The organism is Synergistaceae bacterium, from assembly GCA_017450125.1.
Lineage (GTDB): Bacteria > Synergistota > Synergistia > Synergistales > Aminobacteriaceae > JAFUXM01.
This window is the reverse complement of record JAFSWZ010000040.1, coordinates 63,911-81,555: the sequence shown is the minus strand read 5'-3', so window position 1 is coordinate 81,555 and position 17,645 is coordinate 63,911. Positions and strand designations below refer to the sequence as shown.

Here is a 17,645-nt window from a genome sequence, read left to right as displayed (position 1 = left end):
CTCCTACAACCTTATAGTTGCTGTGCCTTCCATGAGAAGATTCGCTGTCCTGAAGCCGAACGTGTCCTCGATGTACGGCACATTGCTTCCGTCCTGAAGCGTGAAGTCAGCTCCGCACTCGAGGATTCCTGCGGCGTGGCCTATCCTGATGAACTGAGTATCTGCGCCAGGAGCAAGCACCTGATTGACGATTGAGCCGGGAGTTACTGCGGCGGCGGCCGTGCACATTGCGCCGGTCATTGCGTAGGACGGGTGAGCTTTCTGCATCGACATCATGCGCGACAGAAGGTCAATGCTGCCCTTCGCTATCTTCTTGCCGTCGGAGGTTGTGTAGTCTTCAGGCTCTGCAACGAAAGTCATTTTTGGGATGCCGGGAGTGTCCCACGCAGAGCGCGTGTAGTCCTCAATCAGGCCGAGCTTCACTGCCGCGAGACCGCGAATCTTCTCGAGTAGCTCGAGTGCTGCGGGGTTGCCGTTTATCTCGTCGGGAGTCTCTTTGCCAGTAAGGCCGATGTCCTTTGCCTTCGCGAAGACGAGGGGATTCGCCGCGTCAACGATGGACACCTGAACCTTGCCGAAGCCGGGAACGTCGAGGGTGTCAACAACATTTCCCGTAGGAAGAAGGCCGTTTCCGAGAGTGCCGGAGGGGTTGACGAACTTCAGCTTTACGGGCGAGGCTGTGCCCGGTACTCCTGCTATTGCGAAGTCTCCCGAGTACTCTACCTGTCCGCCGGGGGTCTTTACGTCCGCCGCAATAATCTTGTTCGTGTTGGTGTTGAAGATTCGCACGGTCGTTGTTCCGTCTTTTGCCTCAACTAATCCCTTCTCGATCGCGAAAGGCCCGACACCTGAGGAGATGTTCCCGCAGTTGCCCTTGTAGCTCACTAGCGGCTTGTCGACGCTCACCTGTGCGAACGTGTAATCCACGTCAGCTTCTGGGTTGTCTGACTTCTTGATGATTGCTACCTTGCTCGTAACTGAGTATGAGCCACCGAGACCGTCAATCTGCTTTGCGTCGGGACTGCCCATAAGTCTGAGCAGTAACGGTTCCCACTCGTCGTGATTGGCGGGAAGGTCGGACTCGAGGATGTAGACTCCTTTGCTGGTGCCGCCGCGCATAATAGTTACCGGCAGCTTCTTTACGGCTGTCATCGTGTTTTACCCTCCGTTGTGTGTGAATTTGTGTTGTGGAATTGATGAGCAAAGAATACAGCGGGTGAGGTATAATGTGAAATACTCGTTGGGAATTGTTACCCTTACTGAAAGTTATAGTTGGAGGATGCTATGGACTTTAGGGAACTGTCATACATAACAGCAATAGCGAAGCACCAGAACATCACGAAAGCGGCGGAGGCACTCTACATCAGCCAGCCGGGGCTGAGCAAGTTTCTCGCCGGTCTAGAGGAGGAACTTGGCCTGAAGCTCTTTGACAGGCTGGACAGGAAGTACGTCCCAACTTACGCCGGAGAACGTTACCTCGAGTACGCGCGGGCAATACTCGACACGAAAGCCAGTCTCGACTCCGAACTCGACGACATAATCAAGCGCGATATCGGAGTCCTGAACATCGGCCTGCCCAACATGCGGTGTGCGTACGTCCTCCCGAAAACTCTCCCCGAGTTCAATGCGAAATACCCCAACGTCAAGGTAAACATCTTCGAGGGTACAAGCGCGGCGATAGATAAACGGCTTCTTGATGGAGAGACGGACCTAGCGTTCTACAGCAAGCCCCACGAATCGAACCCGCACCTGACGTACGAGACTCTTGCCCGCGAAGAACTGAAAGTGTGTACGTGCCGCAATCATCCCGTTAAGGCCTCCTCAGAGGACGGACACATAGAGCTTTCCGCGCTCAGGGACGAACGCTTAATCCTCCTCTCGCCCGAACAGCGGACGGGGCAGATTTCCCGACACCACCTGAAACTTGCAGGGATTCCCCTCACGAACTCAATCACCACTAACAACATGCCCGCCGTAATGTCTCTGACCGAGCAGGGCTGGGGAGTGTCATTCATCTTTGAGAGCCATTTACGCTGGCACTCGCCCGCACCAGAAATCGACACGTACAGCTTCGGCGACGGAAAGGTGATGAGCGACTTTGTTGCCGCGTACAGGAAAGGAAGCTACGTGTCCTCCTATGCGCGGGAGTTCATCAGGATTGCCGCCAAACTCTACAGCTAGCAGGCCTTCCTGACACTCCTTATGCCTCCGTCGTGAATCTGCCTCAGAATCTCTACTGCAACTTCAAGTGCCCTCTTGCCCTCGCTTCCTCCTACGACAGGACGGCCGTGATCCCGTACGCACCTCACGAAATCCGCAAGCTCCAGCTTCAGCGGCTCGCTCTTCGGGAAGACAGGGGTCTCGCGAATCTCTACCTGCCCGTCAGAATTGTTCACGCAACGAGAAATCTGCACGGTCTGCTGTTCGTAGTTGATGGTAATCTGACGTTCACGCTCAACTATCTCAAGCTGGCGGCACTTCTTCTCTGCGCAGCGGCTCACAAGAATGTGTGCGAGTACTCCGTTCTCGAAGGTTATCTGAGCGTCGGCAATGTCCTCATAGTCCGTGAAGACACATGCGCCCGTCGCGGCGATGCGGGCTATAGGAGAGTTCACCAGAGACATAACGATATCGATGTCGTGAATCATCAGGTCAAGCACAACGCCTACGTCATTGATTCTTCCCGTGAAGGGGCATGTACGGCGCGAATCCAGATACACCGGCTCGCACTTTATGCCGGAGATGTAGCGTATCGCACTGTTGAAGCGTTCGATGTGCCCGACCTGAAGCACGAGGTTCTTCTTCGCGGCGAGGTCAAGGAGTTCACCTGCTTCTTCCGGGCGGACGGTTACTGGCTTCTCTACGAGGACGTGTATTCCGGCCTCGAGGGCAGTCTTGGCGATGTCATAGTGCTGGCTCGTCGGGACGACAACGGAGATTGCGTCGGGCTGCTTGCGCCTGATAAGCTCCTCAAGAGAACCGTACGCAGGAACTCCGAGATGCTCGCCGATAAAGCGCGCGCGGTCAAAATCGCTGTCTGCTACTCCGACAAGGTTTGCATCAAGAAGCTCCGTGTATATCCTTGCGTGATGCTGTCCGAGATGCCCTACTCCTATAACTCCGATTCTTGCTGTCATGAAAAATATCCTTCCCCGTGAAATATTTTCTAAATATACTTATCACGGACTAAGTAATTTTTGTGGTATAGTGTAGAAAAATTTTTGGGAGGTTTTGTGAATGACGAAACAGGAAATTCTCGCGAAGGTCAATGAGCTTATTGCTGCTCCTATGTGCAACCCCGAACTCAAAGCGGCGGCTGAAGCGTACCTGAAGGCTCAGGACAAGAAGAGTGCTGATGCTCTGGTGAAGATGCTCGAGGCTACAGTCAGCAGTGTAGACGAGACGATTGCGTTTGCGGAGTCGGAGGCAGGAGCAAAGGTCTTCGGAGCAGAAGCGGCGAAGGGTCTTGCGGCGGCGGCCAAGAAGGCGAAAGCTGAGGGCGGGAAGTACTGCATATGTCCTGCGTGTCAGGCAGGCGGAGCAATCTGGGAGAGCAGGGAAGCATTAGCGTAAACAATGCTATAATAAGCACAGACACCCGAAGACGGGGGAAAGATTTTCGGATGTCTGCGCAACAACTCTGGGTTTGCCTAAATGGGACTGCCATCCCACTCAGGCAATGAAGTCAAAGCCTAGTACCCAAAGAAGGACAGTATCGCACGAACTACTGTCAGCACGATTTCAAGTAAAGCTGCATACGTACCGGCAACGGCTATTATATGCAGCATTTTTATCGCAAAGTCCAGCCATTTCATGCGCTCTCCCCTCCCTTCTCTTCGTCAGGAGGAGATACTCCCGAGCATCCCCAGCCAAACTGCAAAGATACCCCGTCTGCAACTTATTCTATCACACGGGAAATCTGCAGGTCATGCCTTTTTGCGTTGTACCATGATTCAATTCATGATAATCTTTCCCCCAAATCCCATTTTCTACAGGAGATAACATGATATTTGACAGCGTAAAGAAACTGCTGGGCCTTGACCCCAACGACAGGGCACTAAAGCATTATTCAGGCCTAGCAGACATAATCAACAGCTACACGCAGGACATTCACGCCAAAACTGACGACGAACTCAAGGCACGTTTCCTCGAGCTCAAGGCGCAGGTTCAGGACGGCGGAAGCCTTGATGACGTTATGCCGGAAGTCTTCGCGATAGTCCGTGAGGTCAGCGAACGCACGATAGGCCTGAGGCATTATGATGTCCAGCTCATTGGCGGAATGGCTCTCAATGACGGCCGCATAGCAGAGATGAAGACCGGCGAAGGCAAAACCTTAGTTGCTACCCTCGCAGTCGTGCTGAACGCAATGAAGGGTGAGGGTGTGCATCTCGTTACGGTGAACGACTACCTTGCGCGCAGAGACTCCGAGTGGATGGGGCCGATCTACAGTTTTCTTGGCCTGACCGTCGGCGTGATCTATCCCTACATGCCGCAGGACGAACGCATCGCCGCCTACAATGCGGACATAACCTACGGGACAAATTCCGAGTTCGGGTTCGACTACCTGAGGGACAACATGGTTCTGAGCCCGGCCGAGATGGTGCAGAGAGGACACAGCTTCTGCATTGTCGACGAGGTTGACTCGATACTCATCGACGAGGCGCGTACTCCTCTCATAATTTCCGGGCCAAGCGACGACGACGCAGAACTTTACGTTAAGGCCGACAACGCCGCGCGTACCCTCAGGGAAGGCACGGACTACGAGGCTGACGAGAAGGAACGCAGCATCTCGATGACTGAGGCAGGAATCCAGAAGGCGGAAGACTACCTGAAGATGCCCGGCCTCTTCTCGGATGCGGCACACTCCGAACTTGCGCACAGAATCGTGCAGTCCCTCAAAGCTCACAGGCTCTACAAGCGCGACACTGATTACGTCGTGAAGGACGGAGAAGTAATCATTGTCGACGAGTTCACGGGAAGGCTGATGATAGGCCGCCGGTACTCTGACGGACTTCATCAGGCCATAGAGGCAAAGGAACGCGTCAAGGTCGGACGCGAATCGCAGACTCTCGCGACGATAACCCTGCAGAACTACTTCAGGATGTACCACAAGCTGGCTGGAATGACAGGTACTGCCGCAACGGAAGCCGAAGAGTTCAGGGAGATTTACGGGCTTCAGGTGGTGAGCATTCCGACGCACAAGACGATGATTCGCACGGATCAGCCGGACGTGATTTTTGCGACAGAGCACGAGAAGTACACAGCTGTTGCGGATCAGGTCGAGGAGTGCCACAAGAGAGGGCAGCCCGTGCTCGTCGGCACAACGTCAATTGAGAACTCCGAGCGCGTCAGCAAGCTCCTCAAAGCGAGAAGGATTCCTCACAGCGTCCTCAACGCAAAGTATCACGACAAGGAAGCGGAGATTGTTGCTCAGGCAGGGCGTGAAGGAGCAGTTACCGTAGCAACGAACATGGCCGGGCGCGGAACAGACATAATGCTCGGCGGAAAAGACGCACCTAAGGAGGATCACGACAAAGTTGCTTCGCTCGGAGGGCTGGCGATTATCGGCACGGAACGCCACGAGTCCCGCCGAATCGACAACCAGCTTCGCGGAAGGAGCGGCCGTCAGGGAGACCCGGGCGTGTCGAGGTTCTACCTGTCGCTTGAGGACAACCTCTTGAGGCTGTTCGGTTCTGAGAGAATCCAGCCCCTCATGGGAAAACTTGGCCTCAAGGACGGCGAAGCTATAGAGTCTTCCGTTCTCACGCGGATAATCGAGAACTCACAGAAGAAGGTCGAGGAGATGCACTTCGACATCAGGAAACAGCTTCTCGCCTACGACAACGTCATGAACCAGCAGAGGGAAGCGATTTACACCGAACGCGGCGACATCCTCACTACACCTGACGACGAGATGCCTGACTACGGCTGGGACATAATTCACGGTGTGGTGAACGGCATACTAGATAGGTATTTTCCCGAGAACGGAGAAGCTGAACCAGAGAGAGCAGCATCAAGACTGCGCGGTCTGTTCGGTCAGGGTGCAGAAGGCAGAATCGCGAGCGTAGATACCCGCCTCGACATGGAGGGCATGAGGGAAGAGATACTTGACGGCGTGAAGTCCCGTTACTACGCGAAGATTGAGTCTCTCAACGCAAACGCTGAGGGCAATATTGCTGGTACAATCGTGCGGCACATAATACTGAACACGCTCGACTCTGCGTGGCGCGAACACCTCACCGGCATGGACGAACTCCGCAGAGGCATCGGCCTCCGTGCAATCGGCCAGAAAGATCCGCTCATCGAGTACCAGTTCGAGAGTTACAACCTGTTCACCGAGATGATGGAGAGGGTGAAGGATACTTTCAGCGAGCAGATATTCAGGGTTAGGATTCTGACGGAGAGCGAACGCCAGCCCAGACGCATGATGATGGAGAAGCAGGAGTTCCACACGAACGCACCCGCCGCACCGCGCGAGCCGCTGAAGAAGCTGCCAAAAGTCGGACGCAATGACCCGTGCCCGTGCGGATCGGGCAAGAAGTACAAGCACTGTCATGGAAGGGGGCTGTAACGCTTGAAGCGTAATTTTTGGCTTATGATTCTTCTGTTGTTCGTGAGGCCTGTTTATGCTGATGACCTCATGGACAGCTCGAAACTCAACATGCGGCATGTCGACGAGATGAACATGTCGGGAGTCCTCCCGTCCTACGTGAACCCATCGATGTCCTTCACTGAGGCGGAAGGCGTAGAGTATGACCTTTCGCGCATGAAGCAGATGAACCCGGACTTCACGACATACCCCGAAGCGGCTGGGATAATCTGGCTGAAGCACTCTGTGTACTCCTCACACAAAAACGGCGGGGCAGAAATAGCGAGGCTTTACGTGATACTTGGCCGGAGGGGGCTCGGCAGCAAGTGGCTGCACTGGAACATTCCCGTTCCTGCAGACGGCAGCGCGGAGGTCATCGAGGCAGACATCTACGACTTTGCGAGCCTCGCGAAAATTGGTTCAGCATCGCAGGAAGAGGACACGCAGGCAGGCATCATCCGCGTGAACTTTCAGGCACTTCCCGAGACGTTCATTATTGTGATGTCGTGGAAGGAGCATCTCCCGTCGAAGCTGAGCGTTGAGGGCTTGTGCTGGTTTCAGGAGGAACTGAGAGTGTGGGAGTCGATCGTTGAGGTGTATTCCGGCGAGTCGATGGCGTACAAGACGTTTCCTGACTTCGTTTCGCCGGAGACACAGAAGCTCACGGGAGAGACGCTTTCTACGTGGCGGCGCATAAACCTCGAACCCTACAGCACGGCCGGAGAGCTCGCACGCCTTCAGCGGTCAGGAGTAGCTTTCAGCACAAGGCGCGGGACTGGCGGTGCGCTCGGTGCGGTGAAGGACGCGGAAAGCCTGGCGAAACTTCCTGCGGATTCTGAGGCACTGGCCGGGTTCAAGCGTTCGAAGGCAGACGGTGCTGTGAGGCTCGCTGACTACCTGCGGAATCGTGAGACAATAGAGCTCGCTGAAGGCAGTCCGAGAAAGATTCCGGCTTCCGGCGCGCTGACGCAGAGGGAGAAGGCTATACTGGCCAAGTCGTGGCTTGAGGCACAGAAAGTCTCTGCGTCGCTGGTGTGGCAGCTGCCGTTTGAGCCCGACGAGAACTCTCCGCTGTGTGATGCGATGTTCTTCAGCCCAGTGCTGAATGTCTCGGGCATCAAGGGTATTGAGTTCGACGACCTCACCTCAGCGAAGCTCCTCGAGGGCGCGAAAGTCTTCGGCGTGTCTCCTGAAGGACGGATAACCACAATGCGCGTCCCGTCCTCGAAAGCCGCAGACAACAGGCTTAGTGCTGTGATGGATCTGAAGCTCAACGAACACGGGCAGCTCAGCGGTACAGTGAAGGTTACGCTTCGCGGAGCGTGGGGGGCTCTGATGCTCGGGAACAACCCCACGAACGGCACGGCAAGGGGTGCGTTGCTCTCGCTGTTTCCCGGCCTGACGAACTACAAGGACGTTGCCGTCAAGAACGTCAAGGGAGTCCCGGAACTCTCCTTCACCATCGAGAACAAGCCCGGTGTCGGCGGGACAGGAAGGGGAGTGCTGGCGATTCTGCCGTTCTTCGAGCCCGTTGCGATGCGCAAACTCGGAGGGTATGAAGCTCCTGTGGAGATGGCGTTTCCGTTCGTGATCGACCAGAACATCACGCTCGGTTTCCAGAAAAACGCGTCTCAGGCCTTAGTGAGCGGCAAGACCGCCAAGAATCCAGACAAAATAAACTACTCCGACAGTTACGTGAACAGGCGGCACAGGCTTATAGCTGACGCACGCTTCGAACTCAACATGACCAGCATAAGCGCGGGGAACATGTCTCTTCTTCGGAGACACTTGGACAACTGGCGGGCATTCTCGGCACGTCAGATTCCCGTGAGATAGGAGAGAGTGAGCATGAACGGAGAAAATACAGCAGTCGCAAAACTTAATGAGGCACTCACTAACGCAGTCAAGGCACTCGGCGTTGAGGATGTCCAAGCGGAATGGGAGCGTCCCAAGCACGAAGGGCACGGGGACAGGGCAGCAAGCGTTGCACTGAAGCTCGCTCGTCCGCTGAAGTCCAAACCGCGCGACATTGCGGAGAGGCTTGCGGAGAGCATAAAGGGTGAAGAAGTCATTACTGACACCGAGATAGCCGGGCCGGGCTTCATCAACATTACGCTGTCGGGAAAGTTCTACGCTGATGCGGTGAGCGACGTACTCAGGCAGGGCACGAATTACGGAGCAGTGAATCTCGGCCAAGACAGGCGGGTACAGGTTGAGTTTGTGAGCGCGAATCCTACCGGGCCTCTGCACATCGGGCACGGAAGAGGAGCGGCAGTAGGTGATGCCGTTGCACGAATCCTGAAGTTCACGGGCTGGGACGTTCAGCGGGAGTACTACATGAATGATTCGGGCCTGCAGATTGACACGCTCGGACGCTCTACAATGGCGAGATACTTCGAGCTTCTGGGTGAAGGTGATATTTTCCCCGAGAACGGCTATAGGGGAGCATACATCTACGACATTGCGAGGGAGATTATCGCGAAAGAAGGAGATCGTTTTCTCGACGAACCTGACGAGGAGAGGCTGGATTACTTCAGGAAATACGCATCATCCGTAATCATGGCGGGAATACGTGAAGACCTCGAGAGATTCCGCGTTGGCTTCGACAACTTTTTTGCGGAGGGTTACCTTCACGCCAACGGCCTCGTCAAGGGAGCGATGGAGGAGCTCAAGGCCGGAGGATACGCTTACGAGCAGGACGGGGCGTTGTGGTTCAGGACGGGCGACACTGTCGGCGACGACAAAGACCGCGTATTAATCCGCGCAAACGGAATCCCGACGTACTACGCGTCTGACATTGCGTACCACAGGGACAAATTCATCACGAGAGAGTTCGAGAGAGTGATTGACGTTTGGGGGGCAGACCATCACGGATACATCGCCAGAATGAAGGCGGCGGTCAAGGCGATGGGCAAAGACCCTGATGACTTCATCGTGCTGCTGATTCAGCTGGTGAACCTTCTGCGCGACGGAAAGATAGTTACGATGTCGACGAGAGCCGGAGAGTTCATCACGCTTGCTGACGTTCTCGATGAAGCTGGGGTTGACGCAACAAGATTCTTCTTCCTGATGAGACGCTCGGACAGCCAGATGGATTTCGACCTTGACTTGGCCAAGAAGCAGGGCAGCGACAACCCGGTGTATTACGTACAGTACGCACACGCACGGATTGCGGGGATTCTCCGCGAGTACGCGAGCAGGGGCGGAGACCTTTCGACGCTCGATGCGGGGAACATTCCCGCTGAAATCTTCGCCTCGAAGGACGCTAAGGACTTGGCCGACTGCCTAGCATCCTATCCTGACGCGGTTAAAGAAGCCTCGAACGACCTTGCGCCTCAGGCACTCACGGGGTACGTGCTGAACTTGGCGGGAGTGTTCCACTCGTTCTACAACACGAACAGGATTCTTGACGAGCCGGACGAAAACATACGCGCCGGACGGCTGAACATTGCGCGGGCTGTCAAGGCAGTGATTGCGTCGTGCCTTGAGCTCTTGGGAGTATCCGCGCCGGAGAGAATGTAGGATGCTCTTCCTGAAGCGGCTGCTGTGGCTGGTGCTGGGCGTTGTGCTTCTGGCGATAACTGTGGGGTACTACAGGTTTGAGCTTGAGAGGATTGCGCAGATTCGGGAGGCCATAGTGAAGAGCGAGGCGATACTTGCAGAGAAGCGCGAAGCAGTCCGCGAGTACAAGGAGAAGGTAGCGTTCTACAAGACCGAAGAGGGTGTGGCACACTTGGCGCGGGAACAGTATAACCTTGTGGGTGAAGGAGAGAGGGTGTTGCTGCTGAAGAGTCCTGATGTCGAGGAAGCAGAGCCTGAAACAGAAGCTCCTCCCGAGCCGGAAGAGCAGGAATGAAGAATCCCCCCTCGAACGTGAAGGGGGATTTGCTTTGTCGGGAGTTACCTGCTGCTTCTTGTGTCGTGGATTCTGTCGCGGGTGCTTAGCAGGATGGAATCTTGGACCTGATACTCGACAAGTACGAGGACGAATACCTCAGCAGATTCATTCGGCCAAGACGTGGCATCAACCCTCCCGACGCAGAAGAAGTGATGCGCTTCTGGGAGTACCTGAAGTACGACGCAGCTCTTCACGAAGACTACACGCCAGACTTGCCGCTGGTGGCCGATGATGTCCCAAAACAGGACTGCTCTTCACAATAATATTTGCCTTGAGTATGTGAGCGCGTATCTGGTGTTCACGGACGGGACGAGTTCGGACATACGGCGTGCAGAGTAAGAAGAGACCTCCTGAGATTCAGGAGGCCTTGTGAGTTAATGTGTAGCCTTGAGGTACTGCAGATCTCCGTACCAGTACGAGGCTGTTGTTCCGCCGTCAATCAGGAAATCGCTTCCCGTAATCCAGCGTCCTTTCTCGCTCATCAGGAACGCGGCCAAGTCCCCGACCTCGTCAGGTGTACCAGCCCTTCCCGCCGGGCAAAGCCTCAGCATCTTCCTGTAGCCCTCGCCGCGCGGACCGTGAAGCTCGTCGTTCGCGAGAGGTGTAATGATTATCCCGGGACTGATGGAGTTAATCGTTGCGCCACGCTTTGACCACCTCGAAGCCTCGTACATCACGCGCAGTACGTTGCAGCGTTTGGAGTACTGGTAGGCCTTGAGGGTGTCGGTTATCGCCGCAATGAATGGCAGAGTCATCAGCTCATCGACCGGCGAAGTCGCGAGCTGTGCGTTCTGCTCCTCAGAGAGCGCGCCTAACCTGTGGCCTGACTGAGAGGAGATTACGACACCAGAGCCGCCCTCCGCAATAACTTTCCCGAACTCCTCGAGCAGTACTGCCGTCCCGTACAAGTCTACCTTCAGGATGTCCTGAACTGAGGCCTGAGAGGGTGAGACACCTGCGGCATTGATGAGGTGCTTCACCGCCCCGAAGGTCTGCGCGTGTTCAACGAGTGCGAGGATGTCATCACGCGAGCCGAGATTCACGGCTATTGTGCTTGTCTCGAAACCTGCATCCTCGAGAATCTTGGCCGCTTTGTCCGCGTTCTCCTTCTTGAGGTCAGCAAGTACTACATGTTTCCCTGCTCCGACACGACGGGCTATTGCCTGCCCTATCGAACCTGTCCCTAACAATACAGCTACTTCTTTGTTCATCACTAAATCTCCTTCACGATTACGCTCATGCCTAGAACGCGTGCTGCTTTGTGTGCGCGACGTACGGTGCTTCGAGTGCCGCAATCTCCTCCGCGCTGAGGGTAATATCTACTGCGCTGGCGGCTTCCTCGACGTGCTTTACGCTGGTTGTGCCGACGACGGGCGAGCAGATGAACGGCTTGCTGAGCATCCACGCTAAGGCTTCCTGAGCCATTGTGCGTCCGTGCTCCTTCGCGACCTTCTCGAGGTTGTCGACAACGGCTTTATCCTGCTCTGCGGTCTTGTCCGTCCAGACCATCGGCGAAACCGCGTCAATCTTCGTGCGTGCCGTCTGAGTTCCCCACGAATGAGCGCACCTTCCTCCGGCAAGAGGACTCCACGGGTTCACGCCGACCTTCCTGTCGAGGCACAGAGGCATCATCTCGTGTTCTTCCTCGCGGTAAATCAGGTTGTACTGGTTCTGCATCGTGATGAACTTCGTCCAGTTATGACGCTCGGCGATGTTCTGCAGACGCTCGAACTGCCACGCGTCCATTGTACACGCTCCGATGTAGCGGGCTTTGCCGGACTTCACCACGTCATGAAGTGCCTCCATGATCTCCTCCATCGGCGTGAAGGCATCGAGCCTGTGAATCTGGTACAGGTCAACGTAATCCAGTCCAAGACGCTGGAGGCTGTGGTCAATCTCGGCCATTATGTTCTTGCGGGAAGAACCTGCTCCGTTGGGACGGCCTGCCCTCATCTCGAAGTTGACTTTTGTCGCGACGACGATTTCATCACGGTTGAGGCCGAACTCACGGATGAGCTTGCCGGTGATTTCCTCGCTGCTGCCGAGCTGGTAGACGTTGGCTGTGTCGAAAAAGTTTATGCCGAGCTCTACGGCCTTCCTGAAGAGGGGTTTTGCGTCCTCAAAGGGCAATGCCCAAGGAAAGACTCCGTTTTCTGTGCCGGGCTTGCCGAAGCTCATCATTCCGAGACATATGCGCGAGACATCTACGCCGCTGTTTCCGAGTTTCACATACTTCATTGTTCTGTTCTCCTTGCGTTTGGGATGACACAATGATAGCTGCGTATGATTAATTCCTCAAATCGAAATATCCAATCAATAATCAGCTATACTTATTTTAACTGAGAATCTTCAGCATCCGAAGCCACGCCATGAACTGCTCAGGCCACAGGTAACTCGTGAACGGTTTATGTCCCATCCCGATTTTGACCCGGCAGGAGCACACTCGGCGTTGTACACTGCCATCAACGCACCGGCATAGAACCCTACGATTCCGATTCGGTCGGGCTTGATGCGGAAGTCTCCTGCTCTTTCACGCACGAGCTTCACTGCCGCGTTAATGTCCTCGTACAGGAAAATTCCACCTCGAACGTCGGCGCGTCAATGTACTTCACTTCCTGCGCATGAGCTGAAGCCGCCATCATCAACAGCATTACCGCAAGCAGTATCTTCATCATTCGTCAAGTCCCTTCTCTGCAAGCCATTTCGACAGCAGGTCAGCAAGCTCTATGTTGTTGAGGTCAGAGAACATGAAATGCGTGTTGCCCTTGATGCCCAGTTCCGGCAGGTGAATCACTGTGCAGTCCCCGCCGTACTTGTTGACGAGCTCCGCGAACTTCCTGCCCATCGCAAGCTCAGCCCTCCACTGGTCAGAACCGTAATTGTCCGTAGGCTCTGTCGCAATGTGGTCGCCGTAGAAGATTATGATGGGAAACTTCGTGAACTTCCTGAACTTCTCAAGAGGAATCGCAGTCCCCTCGATGATGCCGAACGACGTAGCGATAGGCTCTGGCACTTCACCTTCAGGGAACAGTCTCGGACTTCCGCCTGGCTCGTAGGCAGCAATGGCCTTGATGTTCTCCGTCCGCAGTGCAGTCATCCATCCTGCTCCGCCTCCCTGAGAATGCGTTACGAGAATCGCCGGGCCCGTCTTTGCGAGCACTGCCGCCATAGCATCAGCAACAACGTCGAAGTCCAGAGGCGCGGTGTTCGGTGTCCCTTGACGGTAGAACTGCTCGAGACTCGCAGAATCTTTCGGGAACTGCGTATCATCGTAGAACTCCGGCCATCTTCCCAGACGGAACAGCGTGAACATTGTGCGGTCGTAATACGCGGGCGGTATAGCTTCACCCGAAACCGTCGAGAACCCTGCTTCGCCGCGTCTTGGCTGGTCGACAAGGTACGTACTGAAGCCCCTGCGCAGAAAAATATTCTGGAAGCCCTCGCGCCCGTCAGGAGTCGTCTCCCACGTCTTCTTTGACTGACCGCCTCCGTGAAGAAACACCATAGGCAGCTTCTTCGCTTTCTCGGGAATCTGATACCACACATACGCATGATCCCCGTACGCTGTCTGCCCCGACGGACTCCACAGGTCAGCGAACACGAACTCTCCGCTGTTCACAGCAACTTTTCCGCCCGCAGTGAAACTTCCCTGCTCCTGAATCACTATCGGTTCAGCGAACGCCGCCACCGGCAGCAGCACGGCAAGCACACACAACAATAACTTCTTCATGAGTAACCTCCTGGCAAGGGTGAGATTTGAACGGGGAAATAGTAGACGCTGGGGATATAATATGCAAATCACAGACACTATCAGCGATAGAGAAAATTTATCATGGACACAAAGCAGATTGATTACGTTCTGGAGCTGGCCAAGACCAAGAACTTCAACAGAGCCGCAGAAAACCTCTTTATCTCACAGCCCGCCTTGACCTACCAGATTAAGGCCATCGAGGCAGAGGTGGGCTTCATGTTGTTCGAGCGTTCACCGAGAGGAGCGGTGCTCACGCCTGCGGGGGAACAGTTCTGCGTAATGCTGAAGAACATTCGCGACGAGTTCAGGCTGGCCGTCGAGCAGGGACAGAACTTCAGCACGCACTACCGCACCAACATAACGATAGGCCTTCCGATGAGGAGCGCAGTACACTTTCTGCCTGAGGCTATCGAGAGCTTCGAGCAGTCCCACGAAGGAATATCAATCACTCCGCACTTCCTTGCGCTGTACGACACGTCATCATTCCTGAAGGGCGAGGAGGACATACTCTTTGCGCGCCAGAACAACGTCAAGAACATTCCCGGCATAAAGATTCACCCGCTGTTCGAGAGCAGAATATACCTCATCACCGAGAAGACTGACGAACTCGCTGGGAAAGACGTTGTGCATCCTTACGACTTGGCCGGAAGAGTTCTGATGGTAGGAGGAGGCTCGCCGCCGGAACTCCGTGCCGTGCAGAACAGGCTGATTGAGACGGTAGGGATGCACTACTTCAACAGCAACGACCGCGAGACAACATTAACGAACATTGCCGCACATAAGGGCGTGTGTCTTGCGCCGGGCTTCCTGAATGACCACAACAATGAATTCGCGTGGACACCCTTTGACTGCCCGGAAAAGGTGAAGTGCGTGCTGTGTACTCACTCTGACGAAAAGAGGGAGTGCGTAGGGGAGTTTGTCAAGCTGCTGCAAGAAATATACCGAGCACACCAAGAGTTCATGTTCTAAAAAGAAGGGTAAACGGACAAGCAAAGGTGTGCTATAATAACTAAGCTAATAGTCTAACGCACATAAACAGGTCGTGATTCGCGGTCACGTTCTATCTCTTTGTCTTGTCCTGTGTATATTTTATCACAGAATAAGTCAGTTTGTTGTTGTGCGTGCTTTTTCCTTGTTCGCGCAGTGCTTTGCGACAAACATCCCAAGGGGGGCGGGAACTCCAAGAGATACACTTCAGGCGCAAAACGGCGGGCTCTTCTGGAGTCTAATCTTTGTGTTCCGCTTTTGTGAGCGGAAATTGTTTTGTTTAACGAGAGGAGATCATTGTTGTGTTCAGGAAAATAGGTTTGCTGCTGCTCGTTGCCGCGTGGGTGCTCGCTGCTCTGACACCGGCAATGTCAGCAGATTATCAGTGCGTTTTGGAGGAGGAAGGGGATCCGGAGCTCCACGAGGACAATCCGGAGGCGGACGAGACATACTTCGGCTACAACTACCTTGCTAAATACAGACTGCCGGAGCTTAAGCTCTACATATTCGATAAAGCCGACCCTGACGATGAGAGTGAGATCACCACCGGCTTCAAGCTTTCGTGGGACATCACATTTTCGTCCAGCAACCTGAAGCTGAAGGAACTGAGCGCAGACTCTTCGGGGGGTATATTCGTGGTCAGCGGATTTCTGCCCGAGTCATCGGACGCTTACACCGAAGAAATCACAGTTAAAGCTAAGGTTACAGACACTACGGAAGATATGTACAGGGCATATGCTGTAGGTGTCGAGATCAGCTTTGATGTTCTCACTGTTGAAGTCAAGAAGGACGATGAGCATACAGCTGCTACATCAGACGCTCTCACGAAGTACCTCGTGCACGACAGCAATACGGACATCCACGAAGTTACCCGGAACTATAAGGTTACGGTTACAGTCAGCGCGGACTACGCTCAGCTGCTGACGAGGTACGATAACTACATCCAGTCTGAGGATGAATACACGATAAACCTTCCCGAATGGCTGACGTGGGAGCTCACTGGAGAGCAGGAAAACTTCGGCGGCAATGAGGATCTCGAGTCGGAGTTCACAGACAGGAAGGCAATAACTTCCATCGTGATAAAGTTCAACGACAGCTACGACGGAAAACTTCTTGGAGACCTGCAGGACGGTACGATCGCGAAGGTAAACGTCCCGTTTCTGGGTTTGGAGGGAGACGGAGTAGACGCATCATTCCTCCTGAGCTGGGATGTAACTTACCGCAAGCCTGCTCCCTTCACAGTAACGTCTGGCAGCCCCATGAGCTTCACGCTCTGGCCGGGCAGCACCGACGTAAAGACGGCTCAGTACTCCGGCTCAGAGCCTGTGAGCATAACGTCGAACGATACATCAAGCGGCGTAAGGTTCAACACAGCGGCTGCAAACGGGACTATAACCGTTACCGTCGAGGCTTCAGACAGCGCGGCTGCAGGCAGCTATAACAAGACGTTCACCTTCACCGACGCTTACGGAAATTCCGGCAACGTAACAGCAAACGTTACTGTTGTTCAGAAGCCAATCCCACTGACACCGAAGATCGCTATCACGGGAGAACCCAAGACGTTCTCGCTGAAGGCTGGAGAGTCCGCGTCAACGACACTCACAGCAAGCGGTGATGTCAGCGGAGACGTAACGTGGACTGTCGGGACACTCTCACCGGCGGCAGACATTCTCGTTACATGTTCAGGCGATGTTTCCGCAAAGGTATCTATAGTCGTGGGGCAGAATGTTTCGGCGGACACGTACAGCGTTACGGTTAGTGCTAAGGACTCAGCGGGGACATCGGCCAACACAACGCTGAGGATAACCGTCACAACAACTGTACCCCCGATACCAGACCCGTCCGAAGACAGCACGGACATCACCAGCAAGGTAGGCATCAAGAACGAGGATGGGACTGCGGTAAATTCACGGCCGTTCTCCACACTGGCGGCAGGCTCGAAGGCTACTTACACCATCTCGCTTGAGGGCACAGGCATAACCGCCCGGGCGTGGAAGCTGCTCATAAACGGTACTGCTGTGAGTTCGGCCGCTTTCACGTCAGCGGCGGACAGCTGGGCGAGGATAGTAACATCCAATGCGACATCAGCCACAGTTGAGGCAGCACCTCCCGCAGACCTCAGCACCGACTCTCAGATTTCGCTGTCAGTTACTGGCAATGACGGCAAGGAGTATACGGCTGATCTCGGGACGGTGAAGAAAGCGACAGCTGACACCAACTATAATCTCGGAAGTTCTGACGGAGGCTGTAACGCCGGAGCAGGGGTACTGATGCTCGCGGCTGTGCTGTTTGCGTTCCGCCGGAATAGTAGGAGCAGATAGTACATGTGCCGGGCATGAAACACTGAGCACTCTAAGTACATGCAGAATATCCCCGCGACTCCCAGAGGCCTGCATGGCTTGGGCGGCGGGGATTTTTCG

At 54.8% G+C, this 17,645-nt stretch carries 15 protein-coding genes; 9 read left to right on the top strand and 6 right to left on the bottom strand.

Annotated elements, in window-relative coordinates:
* Positions 1-3: 3 nt before the first annotated feature.
* Positions 4-1,152 carry a PrpF protein gene (locus IJT02_09790; GenBank protein MBQ7545218.1) on the bottom strand — a complete coding sequence of 383 codons (1,149 nt, stop codon included), beginning with the start codon at positions 1,150-1,152 and terminating at the stop codon, positions 4-6.
* Between the two features lie 132 nt (positions 1,153-1,284).
* On the opposite strand from IJT02_09790, the gene IJT02_09785 reads away from it, so the two are divergent.
* The gene (locus IJT02_09785) at positions 1,285-2,181 is read left to right on the top strand and encodes a LysR family transcriptional regulator (GenBank protein ID MBQ7545217.1); all 897 of its coding nucleotides are present in this window, start codon (positions 1,285-1,287) and stop codon (positions 2,179-2,181) included.
* On the opposite strand, the gene IJT02_09780 is transcribed toward IJT02_09785, so the two are convergent.
* Positions 2,178-3,137 carry a Gfo/Idh/MocA family oxidoreductase gene (locus IJT02_09780; GenBank protein MBQ7545216.1) on the bottom strand — a complete coding sequence of 320 codons (960 nt, stop codon included), beginning with the start codon at positions 3,135-3,137 and terminating at the stop codon, positions 2,178-2,180. The two genes, IJT02_09785 and IJT02_09780, sit on opposite strands and share 4 nt — an antisense overlap.
* Positions 3,138-3,237: 100 nt before the next feature.
* Here IJT02_09780 and IJT02_09775 point away from each other — a divergent pair, with 100 nt between their 5' ends.
* The 6 genes from IJT02_09775 (at position 3,238) to IJT02_09750 (ending at position 10,750) form a co-directional block, all read left to right on the top strand.
* Entirely contained in the window at positions 3,238-3,573 is a 336-nt protein-coding gene (locus IJT02_09775; GenBank protein MBQ7545215.1) for a heat-shock protein Hsp90, read from the top strand.
* A gap of 433 nt (positions 3,574-4,006) precedes the next feature.
* A complete protein-coding gene (gene secA / locus IJT02_09770) occupies positions 4,007-6,571 on the top strand; it encodes a preprotein translocase subunit SecA (protein ID MBQ7545214.1) in 2,565 nt (854 codons plus the stop codon).
* A 3-nt stretch (positions 6,572-6,574) separates the two neighbouring features.
* Positions 6,575-8,425 (top strand): hypothetical protein, encoded by a 1,851-nt coding sequence (locus tag IJT02_09765; GenBank protein MBQ7545213.1) that lies wholly within the window; start codon positions 6,575-6,577, stop codon positions 8,423-8,425.
* Between the two features lie 12 nt (positions 8,426-8,437).
* Complete coding sequence (locus tag IJT02_09760) at positions 8,438-10,111, top strand: arginine--tRNA ligase (GenBank protein MBQ7545212.1); 1,674 nt, start codon at positions 8,438-8,440, stop codon at positions 10,109-10,111.
* Between the two features lies 1 nt (position 10,112).
* A complete protein-coding gene (locus IJT02_09755) occupies positions 10,113-10,445 on the top strand; it encodes a septum formation initiator (GenBank protein ID MBQ7545211.1) in 333 nt (110 codons plus the stop codon).
* Positions 10,446-10,546: 101 nt separating this feature from the next.
* The gene (locus IJT02_09750) at positions 10,547-10,750 is read left to right on the top strand and encodes a hypothetical protein (GenBank protein ID MBQ7545210.1); all 204 of its coding nucleotides are present in this window, start codon (positions 10,547-10,549) and stop codon (positions 10,748-10,750) included.
* A gap of 111 nt (positions 10,751-10,861) precedes the next feature.
* On the opposite strand, the gene IJT02_09745 is transcribed toward IJT02_09750, so the two are convergent.
* The 4 genes from IJT02_09745 to IJT02_09730 all read right to left on the bottom strand — a co-directional run bounded on the left by IJT02_09745 (position 10,862) and on the right by IJT02_09730 (position 14,217).
* On the bottom strand, positions 10,862-11,698 hold the full coding sequence (locus IJT02_09745; GenBank protein MBQ7545209.1) for an SDR family oxidoreductase: 837 nt from the start codon (positions 11,696-11,698) through the stop codon (positions 10,862-10,864).
* Positions 11,699-11,729: 31 nt separating this feature from the next.
* Positions 11,730-12,725 carry an aldo/keto reductase gene (locus tag IJT02_09740; protein MBQ7545208.1) on the bottom strand — a complete coding sequence of 332 codons (996 nt, stop codon included), beginning with the start codon at positions 12,723-12,725 and terminating at the stop codon, positions 11,730-11,732.
* 111 nt (positions 12,726-12,836) lie between these two features.
* A complete protein-coding gene (locus IJT02_09735; protein MBQ7545207.1) occupies positions 12,837-13,034 on the bottom strand; it encodes a hypothetical protein in 198 nt (65 codons plus the stop codon).
* 124 nt (positions 13,035-13,158) lie between these two features.
* Entirely contained in the window at positions 13,159-14,217 is a 1,059-nt protein-coding gene (locus IJT02_09730; GenBank protein ID MBQ7545206.1) for an alpha/beta fold hydrolase, read from the bottom strand.
* Positions 14,218-14,319: 102 nt separating this feature from the next.
* Between IJT02_09730 and IJT02_09725 the strand changes: the two genes are divergently transcribed.
* Together IJT02_09725 and IJT02_09720 are read left to right on the top strand one after the other, a co-directional pair.
* Positions 14,320-15,207 (top strand): LysR family transcriptional regulator, encoded by an 888-nt coding sequence (locus tag IJT02_09725; GenBank protein MBQ7545205.1) that lies wholly within the window; start codon positions 14,320-14,322, stop codon positions 15,205-15,207.
* 320 nt (positions 15,208-15,527) lie between these two features.
* Entirely contained in the window at positions 15,528-17,546 is a 2,019-nt protein-coding gene (locus IJT02_09720; GenBank protein MBQ7545204.1) for a hypothetical protein, read from the top strand.
* Positions 17,547-17,645: the final 99 nt, after the last annotated feature.